This window comes from Nonlabens sp. Asnod3-H03 (assembly GCF_045063665.1).
Classification (GTDB): domain Bacteria; phylum Bacteroidota; class Bacteroidia; order Flavobacteriales; family Flavobacteriaceae; genus Nonlabens; species Nonlabens ulvanivorans.
In genome coordinates, this window is the sequence record NZ_JBEFOD010000001.1 from 1 (window position 1) to 2,817 (window position 2,817).

The window sequence follows — 2,817 nt, forward strand, 5'->3', positions numbered from 1 at the left end:
TCATATCACCTACACTAATAACTCCATCACCATTGGTATCTGCATAAACACCACCTTTAACTAACTCGATATCATCGTTTGGTGTTAACGGTGTGATCGTTGGATCATTCGTCGTATCACCATCCATGTCGTTATCCTCATCAGCTGGATTATCACTATCTGACACATCGCTTACTGGTCCGTCAATAGTAGTTCCCATTGCTATCGCAGTATTGGTAACACCACCGTTGTCAATATCCATTTGAGTGAACACGTATGATGAAGTTGCAGTACCTGACATTCCTGGATCAATAGGGTCTGGTGTAACAAGGAGTCCTGTTACGCCAATTGTAGTATCATCAATAACGGTTCCTGAAACAACTAAATTACCTGTATTGTTAACAGTAAACGTATAGTCGATTCTATCACCAACATTTATAACACCATCCATATTCACATCTACATATAAACCAACTTTAGTTAATTCAATTTCAGAAAGTGGAGTTATCACAAATACTGTAGGGTCCTCTGCATCACCATCCATATCAGTATCAAGATCGGCAGGATCTGCTGGATCATCAGAAACATCAGTTACAGGTGGTAACGGATCTCCGTTACTATCAATAGTATCACCAGTCACAATTGCTGAGTTGGTAACATTTCCTGCATCAACATCTGCCTGTGTTATCATATACATAGAAGTTGCTGTACCAATTTGACCAGGATTCAAATTTGCTGGCGTCACTGGTAAATTTGTAACTCCTATAACTGTATCATCTATAGTAAGATTAGATACAACTGTATTTCCTGTATTTGTAACCGTAAACGTGTAAGTTAACATGTCTCCAGCGTCTACAACTCCATTTCCATTCGTATCTGTATATGAATCTGCTTTCGCGAAAGCGAGATTAGGTTCACTTAAATCAATAACCGTTCTATCATCAGGCTCACCATCACCATTAGGATCAATATTTGCCCCATCCATAGGATCATCTGAAGTATCAGTAACTGGATTATCTTGAGGATCATCTCCCGTAACTGTTGCACTGTTATCGATCTGTCCTGCAGCAATATCTAAAGCTGTTATAGGATAAATTACTTGTGCAGTACCCATAGCTCCAGGAGCTAAAGTATCAGGTGTTAAAGCAAGCGCAACAACTCCAATAACAGCATCGTCAATTACTATACTATCAATTGTCGCATCTCCTGTATTAGTTACCTCAAAGTCATAAGTAACCGTATCTCCTAAATTAACGATACCATCACCGTTTACATCTGTATAGAGAGCCGTTTTAGTTAAAGACATACTATCTTCAACTGGAAGAGTTGTAGTTGTATCATCATCTGGAGCACCTGTTTCATCAGCAGGATTACCTGAATCAGAAATATCGCTCACCGGATCACCGATAGAATCAAAACCGGAAGCTGTAGCTGTGTTTACAACTGTACCATTATCAATATCAGCCTGTGTAAGAGTATAATCAAATGTTGCTACACCCATTTCACTTGGGTTTAGAATTGCTGGAGAAACAGCGAGATTAACCGCGCCTACAGTTGCATCATTAACAACTAATGAATTTACTTGAATCGTACCAGAATTAGTCACAGTGAATGTATATGTAATCATATCATTTACATCAACCATTCCGTTCATATTAACATCAACATATACTCCGGTTTTAACTAGAGTAATTTCAGCCGTAGGAGTTAATGGTGTTATAGTTGGATCATTTGTTAAATCACCATCCATATCATTGTCTTCATCAATTGGATTTGCAGAATCAGACACATCTGATAACGGATCACCTGAACCATCATCTGTTGCATTTACTATTGCACTGTTAGTAACTCCACCTAAATTAATATCAGGCTGAGTTAAAGCATAAGTATAATTCACTGTAGCAACACTACCTGGAAGCAACGGATCTGGAGTAACAGCTAATGCCATAGCTCCAATAGTTGCATCATCAATTGTTAAACCACTAAGAACTGTGTTTCCTGTATTAGTAACTGTAAAAGTATATAATATAGAGTCACCTAGATTTACTAAACCATCCATATTTGTATCCTCATATACACCATCTTTAACTAAGACCATTGCAGGATCAAACACTTCAAGGTAGTTAGGTGTGCCATCCATATCATCATCATCGTTGGTTGGATCACCATCACCATCAGTATCTTCCACAGGATTATCAGTTAGGAAACCATCGTTATCATCATCAGTATCTCTATAGTCTGGCTCGTCGGTACCATCCGTATTGTTCAGCTCATTGGCTGGATCATTCGTTACCGTAACTCCACTTGGATCACTGTATGGATCTGTAGCATTTGCTGGATCAAAGGCATCATCAATACCATCGCCATCGGTATCGCCTACTTCTGTAGTATCTGCGATTCCATCATTATCTACATCATCTCCTTCGATACGATCGCTTACGCCATCATTATCACTGTCATCATCTAAGTAATCTGGAGCGTCTGTTCCATCTGTGTTCTCTGGTGTGATTCCTTCGCCACTTCCTGGAGTCGTCTCATAGGCATCATCCAATCCATTCATGTCACTATCTACACCATCTGGTGCTGTGTAACCTGGTGTGGTTTGTGCCTCTACGTTATCTGGAATACCATCATTGTCAGCATCTTGATCAAACTGATCGATAAGACCATCATTATCACTATCAAAACTGTCTACTACGCCATCGTTGTTAGCATCATTGGCTGGTGTAACATCTTGGTAGTTTAAGATACCATCATTGTCATCATCGCCTAGTGGATCTACTCCTCCATTCTCTACCGTATCTAAGATACCATCGTTATCATCATCGATATCTACTA

Annotated in this window: 1 pseudogene; it reads right to left on the minus strand. The window is 39.4% G+C overall.

The window, feature by feature from the left end:
• Window positions 1–2,817 (minus strand): annotated as a pseudogene (locus ACJJVI_RS00005) (hypothetical protein); the annotation flags it as partial.